General features: G+C 65.8%; 9 protein-coding genes. All 9 read right to left on the reverse strand.

Annotated elements, in window-relative coordinates:
• Positions 1–138: 138 nt before the first annotated feature.
• On the reverse strand, positions 139–1503 hold the full coding sequence (locus tag J1N50_RS16620; protein WP_215355784.1) for an ammonium transporter: 1365 nt from the start codon (positions 1501–1503) through the stop codon (positions 139–141).
• 17 nt (positions 1504–1520) lie between these two features.
• On the reverse strand, positions 1521–1859 hold the full coding sequence (locus J1N50_RS16625) for a P-II family nitrogen regulator (RefSeq protein WP_003043080.1): 339 nt from the start codon (positions 1857–1859) through the stop codon (positions 1521–1523).
• A 198-nt stretch (positions 1860–2057) separates the two neighbouring features.
• The gene (locus tag J1N50_RS16630) at positions 2058–2750 is read right to left on the reverse strand and encodes an endonuclease/exonuclease/phosphatase family protein (protein WP_215355786.1); all 693 of its coding nucleotides are present in this window, start codon (positions 2748–2750) and stop codon (positions 2058–2060) included.
• Between the two features lie 128 nt (positions 2751–2878).
• Complete coding sequence (locus J1N50_RS16635; RefSeq protein WP_215355788.1) at positions 2879–3091, reverse strand: putative signal transducing protein; 213 nt, start codon at positions 3089–3091, stop codon at positions 2879–2881.
• The gene (locus J1N50_RS16640; protein WP_215355791.1) at positions 3091–3654 is read right to left on the reverse strand and encodes a pyridoxamine 5'-phosphate oxidase family protein; all 564 of its coding nucleotides are present in this window, start codon (positions 3652–3654) and stop codon (positions 3091–3093) included. Before J1N50_RS16640 ends, J1N50_RS16635 begins: the two co-directional genes overlap by 1 nt.
• A 28-nt stretch (positions 3655–3682) precedes the next feature.
• Positions 3683–4258 carry a DUF924 family protein gene (locus tag J1N50_RS16645; RefSeq protein WP_215355794.1) on the reverse strand — a complete coding sequence of 192 codons (576 nt, stop codon included), beginning with the start codon at positions 4256–4258 and terminating at the stop codon, positions 3683–3685.
• 141 nt (positions 4259–4399) lie between these two features.
• On the reverse strand, positions 4400–4801 hold the full coding sequence (locus J1N50_RS16650; protein WP_215355796.1) for a hypothetical protein: 402 nt from the start codon (positions 4799–4801) through the stop codon (positions 4400–4402).
• A 96-nt stretch (positions 4802–4897) separates the two neighbouring features.
• Entirely contained in the window at positions 4898–6100 is a 1203-nt protein-coding gene (locus J1N50_RS16655; protein WP_215355798.1) for a hypothetical protein, read from the reverse strand.
• A 210-nt stretch (positions 6101–6310) separates the two neighbouring features.
• Positions 6311–6890: metallopeptidase TldD-related protein (locus J1N50_RS16660; protein ID WP_246553694.1), on the reverse strand; the 580-nt coding region annotated here is incomplete at its 5' end.

The raw sequence follows: 6890 nt of genomic DNA on the forward strand, positions 1-6890 counted from the left end.
GCCACGGTCGAAAGAGGCCGAAAAAAAGGCCGGGAACAAGTCCCGGCCAGTGGTTCGCAGGAGGAACCTGGGTAGGATCCCGCCGCCGCCGTTTGAAAGAGGAGAGAGAGCGGCGGCGGCGGGTATCCTGTCTCTTGATCAGTAGTTGTACGCGCGCTCCCCATGCTCGCCGAGATCGAGACCTTCGCGTTCGACCTCTTCGCTGACGCGCAGGCCGGTAAGGAGCTTGGCGACATAGATGGCGACGACGGTGCCCACGGTCGACCAGACGATCGTCGTGGCAACCGCCGAAACCTGCGTGACCAGCTGGCTGCCAAGGTCGTAGTCGTCGCCGGCGGGGCCGCCGATCGCGGTGAGCATGGTGACCGCGGTACCGATCGCGCCGATCATCCCGCCGATGCCGTGGATGCCGAAAGCATCGAGCGAGTCGTCATAGCCGAGCTTGGTCTTGAGCTTCGTTACCGCGAAGTAGCAGACGATCGAGGCGACCGCGCCGAGCAGGATCGCGCCGAACGGGCCCGAGTTGCCGGCCGCGGGGGTGACCGCAACGAGACCGGCGATGATGCCCGAGCAGAAGCCGAGAGCCGAAGGCTTGTGACCACCTGCGCGTTCCGCCAGCATCCAGAACAGGCCCGCCGATGCCGTCGCGACGAAGGTGTTGATCATCGCGAGACCGGCCGACCCATTGGCTTCGAGCGCCGATCCGGCGTTGAAGCCGAACCAGCCCACCCACAGCAGGCCGGTACCGACCATGGTCAGCGTCAGCGAATGCGGCGCCATGATTTCCTTGGTGTAGCCGATGCGCTTGCCCAGGATGAGCGCAGCGACGAGCGCCGAGACGCCTGCGTTGATGTGCACCACGGTGCCGCCGGCGAAGTCGAGCGCGCCCATTTCGAAGAACAGGCCGCCGCCCGCCCACACCATATGCGCGATCGGGAAATAGACGATCGTGAGCCAGATGGCGCCGAACACCATCACCGCCGAGAATTTCATGCGTTCGACGACCGAACCGAGCACCAGCGCGAGCGTGATCGCCGCAAAGGTCATCTGGAACGAGATGAACACATATTCGCTGATCACCTCGTCGGTGAAGGTCGCCGCAGTAGAATCCGCGTTGACACCGGCGAGGAAGAATTTGCCCCAGGCGATGAATTGATTGCCTTCGGGGCCGAAGGCTAGGCCGTAGCCGTACATCACCCAGATCAGCATGGCGAGGCAGGCGGCAGCGCCGATCTGCGTCATCGTCGACAGCATGTTCTTGGTGCGGGTCAGGCCGCCGTAGAACAGCGCGAGGCCGGGCAGGATCATCAGCAGCACCAGCACGGTCGAGGTCATCATCCAGGCGTTATTGCCGGGATTCGCGACGGGCTTTGCCGCTTCGGCGGCCGGCGCGGCAGGCGCCGCGACTGCGGTCGCCGCTTCCTGCGCCCAGACAGGCAGCGCGGCGAACAGCGCGAGGCCAACCGCCCCCGCTCCCGCCGCCATCTTGTTTGCGAACTTCATTGCTTCCCCCTTTATCATTACAGAGCCGCCTCGCCGGTTTCGCCCGTGCGGATGCGCACGGCCTGGCCGACGTCGAGGACGAAGATCTTGCCGTCGCCGATCGAGCCGGTCCCGGCGCTTTGCTGAAGCGTTTCGACGACCCGCGGCGCGAGCGCGTCGTCGCAGACGAGCTCGATCTTCACCTTCGGGACCATGTTGGTTGCATATTCGGCGCCGCGGTAGATTTCGGTCTGCCCCTTTTGCCGGCCGAAACCCTTGACCTCGGTGACGGTCATGCCGGCGATGCCGAGCCCGGTCAGCGCTTCGCGCACCTCGTCGAGCTTGAACGGTTTGATGATAGCCAGGATCAGCTTCATGATGCCCCCTTTTGCTTTATGGCTCATGCTGCGGTGCAACAGCCGTGCCAGATTGCGCGGGGTGCGCAAAAGTTAACATTTTGTGACGGTTTTGGCGTCCGCGAGTGATGTAATCGTTCGCAGATTGGGCAGGCGAGGCAGGGCGTTGCCTGTTTTTTAGGCAGGAGAGCTCCCCTCCCGCCTGCGGGGGGGGGGAGGTCAGACCCGCTCGAAGCGCGCCCAGATCGGCAGATGGTCCGACGCTCTTGCCGCGAGCGCGCTGCGGTGCACCCCCGCCTCGACCGCTTTCAGGTCGGGCGAGGCGAAGATGCGGTCGAGCTTCGCCACGGGCCTGCGGCTATGGAAGCTGTGCCCCGTGTCGACCAGGTGATGCTGCGCCCCGAAGTCGGCGAGGCAGCCGCCGCGGTTCCGCCATTCGTTGCAGTCGCCCATCAGAATCGTCGGCAGCGGCTCGCCCGCCCCCACATGGTCGAGGATCGCACGCGCCTGTTGCCGGCGACGAAGGCCCGAAATGTCGAGGTGCATGCCGACGACGCGCAGCCGCTGCCCGCCGATCCGCAGGGTCGCGGCGACCGCGCCGCGCGGTTCGAGCGTCGGCAGGTGGAGGGCGTGACTCTCCTCGACTTCGACGCCCTTGCGGACGAGCAGCGCGTTGCCGTGCCAGCCGATGCTGTGCGGCCGGTCGGTCAGTTCGACGGCCTCGTAATCGCTATGTTCGGCCAGCATATGCGGCGGGATTGCGCTCGCGCGGGTGCCGAACCGGCGGTCGGCTTCCTGCAGCGCGACGATGTCGGCGTCGAGTTCGCCGAGCACCGAGAGCACGCGGCCCGGATCGCGGCGGCGATCGAGCCCGATGCCCTTGCGCATATTGTAGGAGGCGACCTTGATCATGGGAGAGCGAGACGACCTTAATCCGTTCGTGCCGAGCTTGCCGAAGCACTGTCCTTGTTTCACCGTTCAAGAGGAAAAAGGTCCTTCAACAAGCTCAGGACGAACGGCAAGGGGGTTGGGTTGCAAATTCAGTTGACGCCGAACTCCGCCAGCAAGGCCTCTGCCTCACCCAGATCCTCGTCGAGCACCATCACGCGCACCGGGATCAGCAACCCGACGCTTTCGGCGATGTTCATCCCCGCATCGAAGCAGACCGCATGGACGCCCGCGCTTTCGAGGCGGCCGCGTAGCAGTTCGGCCTCGGCGCCGCTCGGCAGGCGGACGAGTTCGACGAGCGCCATCAGGCTTCGCCCGCGAAATAGCGGTCGGTCGGGCGCGTCGGCAGGCCATCGATGCTGCTGGTGCGCTGCCGGAATTTTTCGACCCAGAGGTCGGGATCGGCCTGACGATGATATTTCTGCAGCGTATCGCGTTCGTGCTGCAATTCCATCATCGGGACGCCCCAGCCGCAGCTCGTCTGGACGCTCTCTATATCGATGACGAAGATCTGCCGCGTGCCGGGGAGCAGGGTGAAATTTGCCGCAAGTGCGCCCCATTCGGCATCCTGCGGCAGCACTGCGCGGCCGCGGCCGTAGAGGCGCAGGATCAGAGCGGTGCGGTCGAAGGCGCAGAACATGATCGTGATCCGGCCGTCGGCGGCGAGGTGCGCGTGCGTCTCGTTACCCGATCCGCCGAGATCGAGATAGGCGACCTGGCGGTCGGACAGCACGCGGAAGCTGTCGGCATAGCCCTTGGGCGACAGGTTGATCCGGCCCTCGCTCGCGGCGGTCGCGGTGAAATAGACCGGCTGTTTTTCGATGAAGGCGATATGCTTGTCGGTCAGCGTATCGGTGAAGTCTGCCATGGCTGCTCTCCGTGTCGGTCCGGCCCTATCACCAATCCTTGCCCGCTTCTATCGCCGCGGCCTCGTCGGGGCGCGACGCGCGGCCCAGCGCGAGGTTGCGATGCGGGAAGCGGCCGAAGCGGTCGATGATATCGAAATGCTTCCGGGCATATTCGAGCGAGCGCGGGTCGGCGAGCCCGGCCATCAGCCGCAACGATTCGCGCTGGTCGGCGATATCCTCGCTATGCTCGAAAGGCAGATAGGCGAACTGGCGGCGATTCTCGGGATAGTCGCGGTCCCAACCGTGCGCGACGATCCCGCGTGCGATGGCGCGCGCGAGATCGTCGGTCGCAAAGGCGTCGGCGTGGTGGCGATGGATGTTGCGCGGAACCTGATCGAAGAGGATCGCAGCGGCAAGCGCGGTGTCGGGATCGGTCAGGAAACGGTCGGCGGGCAGCGCGCGAAGGGCTTCATGCCAGTCGCCGGCGAAGTCGCGGACCGCCTCATCGAACGCCGGGCCGCCGCCGTACCAGTCGTCGAAGCCATGGTCGTCGAACCAGAATGTGAGGAGTTGCCTTGCCCAGTCAGAGGGCGGCGGGGCGGGGGCGTCAGGATCGTCCGTCATTGCGAGCGAAGCGAAGCAATCCAGAGCGGTTTACGCAAGCTCTGGATTGCTTCGCCGCCTTCGACGATATAGAAATTTATCCTGAGCGGCCGGGCAATCGGCCAGCCGAAGGGGCTCCTCGCAACGACGAGCCGGTTTGTCCTATTCGGCCTTGACCTTGCGATAGGGGACGAATTCGCCGAGCGACACGAAGCCGGTCCAGAAATGGCTCGAGCGATCGTGGAGCTGGACGGTGTCGATGCTGCACAGCTGGCTGCCCGTCGTCTTGGTCACCAGCACATCGTCGTCGTCGAGCGATTCGGCGCCCTTCGGCCGGTTGACCCAATAGGTTCCGCCGATCTTGTAAACGATCGCGGTCTTGTCGATCACCTGACTGCTCGTGACGCTCGACAGCGTGATGCAATTCTGCGGTTCGCCGGCGACGCGGTCCTTGAGCAGCTTGGCGAGCTGGTCCTCGGGGGCGAGCTTTTCGCGCGCGGAGGCTGCTGCGGGAGCGGCCGCGAGGACGGCGGCGGAGAGGATCGTAAGGATTATGGGACGCATGATGCGACTCCTGTCTGGATAACCCTACCCGCGCGCCTCATACACCAGGGCCGATGAACCGTGAATGACCGGCGACGCGCCGCGCGGCTCGGCTGGTCAGCAGGTCGGCAGCGGGATGCCGAGCGGCCCCTTGCACTTCTTTTTCTTCTCGGGCTCGGCGGGCGTGCTGCCGCCGCCGCTGGAGCCGCCCATGCCGCCGAAGTCGGCGCCGATCAGCAGCATCGTGTGCGAACGGAAGCGGACTTTCGCGGTCCAGTCGATATTCCACACCGCGTTGCCCGCGGGCTTCGGCGGATAGGAGAAATTCGCCTCCGGCCCGAAGGCGTTGAGGTTGCCGAGCATCATCTCGCCCGACGCCTTCTTGACCTCGGCCGGGATCTGGCAGCTCGTCTGCGTCGGCGGCATCACGATCTTCCTGGTGATGAGGTTCGCCACGACCGAGGGCGGCAGCCAGTCCCACAGACCGCCGCCGAACTGCTGCGACGCGCTGCTTGTCCACCAGACGATGTCGCCGCCCTTGTCCTGCCGGTCCATGCCGCCGATCGTCCAGGCGACATAGCCGGTCGCGCTCGGCACCTGATTCCAGCGGATCATCACCGACTGGTCGCCCTGGATCGCGGTCGAGGCGCTGAGCCCCGGCATATAGTCCTGCGCGAGGGTGAAGTTGATGTCGGGGCCGATGTTGCTGGCGACGCGGTGCGCGCCGAGCAGCGAAGATCCCGATCCGGGCTGCTTGCCGCCCTTTGCGTTCGGCCAGTCGACATAGGATTTGCTGTTCGCCTGGCTGACCTCGCGGATTACCGGCACCGCGCTCGAAAAGAGGTTCGGCGGCACCTGTCCGGCGGCGACCTTGGCGAAGTCGATCACGACGGGCTGGCCGGGACCGGCCTTCGCGCCGCAGCCCCAATAGAGGAGCAGGCGGCCCTTCGGGCGCTCGAATTCGGTGGGATAGGTTCCTTCCTTGCGTTCGGGCGCGATCAGCGGCACCGATTTGCCGAGCTTCGCCTGCGGCTGGAAGAAATGGTCGCCCTTCGGCGGCGGCGCGGGCGGCGTCTGGCCCGAGCCGAGGCGCAGGAGAAGCTGGTACGCGACGCGGTTGTTGGGATCGCCGCCGAACGCCATGCTCATCGCGCCGCCAAGGCCGCCGCGCCCGCCCGCCATCGCGGCAAAGCCCGACATCGTCGCGACGTCCATTTCATAGCGTTCCTTGGGACCGGTCGATTTTTGCGCCGAGCCGGGAACGGCGGCGAGCATCGCGGCGATGGTGGCGACGGAAACGAAACGCAGGCTCGAACGCATGAAATCCTCCCTGTTGCGGGGAGGCTGCCCCCGCGGATGATGCGGCCCGATTCTTCTTGTGTTTGAAGGCGGTATAAGCGGGGGAGGGGCGTTCGCCAAGTGAGGGCGGTCACAGCCGCACACCACAGTCGCCACCGCGGACTTGCTCCGGGGTCCATGGCGGCGATGGCGTCATGGATGCCGGGGCGAGCCCGGCATGACGATATTGGGTTACGCCGTCCCGCCGACCGTCAGCCCGCTCACCAGCAAGGTCGGCTGGCCGACGCCGGCGGGGACGCTCTGGCCGCCCTTGCCGCAGATGCCGATGCCCTCGTCGATCGCCATGTCGTTGCCGATGCCCATCACCTTGGTCAGCACGCTCGGTCCGTCGCCGATCAGCGTCGCGCCCTTGATCGAGTCGCCGATCTTGCCATTCTCGATCTTGTACGCCTCGGTGCAGCTGAAGACGAACTTGCCCGACACGATGTCGACCTGGCCGCCGCCGAAGCTCTTGGCGAAAATGCCGGTCTTGACGCGCGACAGCAGCTCGGCGGGGTCGTCGTTGCCGCCGCGCATGAAGGTGTTGGTCATGCGCGGCATCGGCGCGTGCGCGAAGCTTTCGCGGCGGCCGTTGCCCGTGGGTTCGACCCCCATCAGGCGCGCGTTGAGCCGGTCCTGCATATAGCCCTTCAAAATGCCGTCCTCGATCAGGATCGTCTCGCCGGTGGGCGTGCCCTCGTCGTCGATGCTGAGCGAGCCGCGGCGGCCGCCGCCGACCGGGCTTTCCATCGCACCGTCGTCGACGACGGTG

The organism is Sphingopyxis soli (genome assembly GCF_018682675.1).
GTDB classification, from domain to species: Bacteria; Pseudomonadota; Alphaproteobacteria; order Sphingomonadales; family Sphingomonadaceae; genus Sphingopyxis; species Sphingopyxis soli.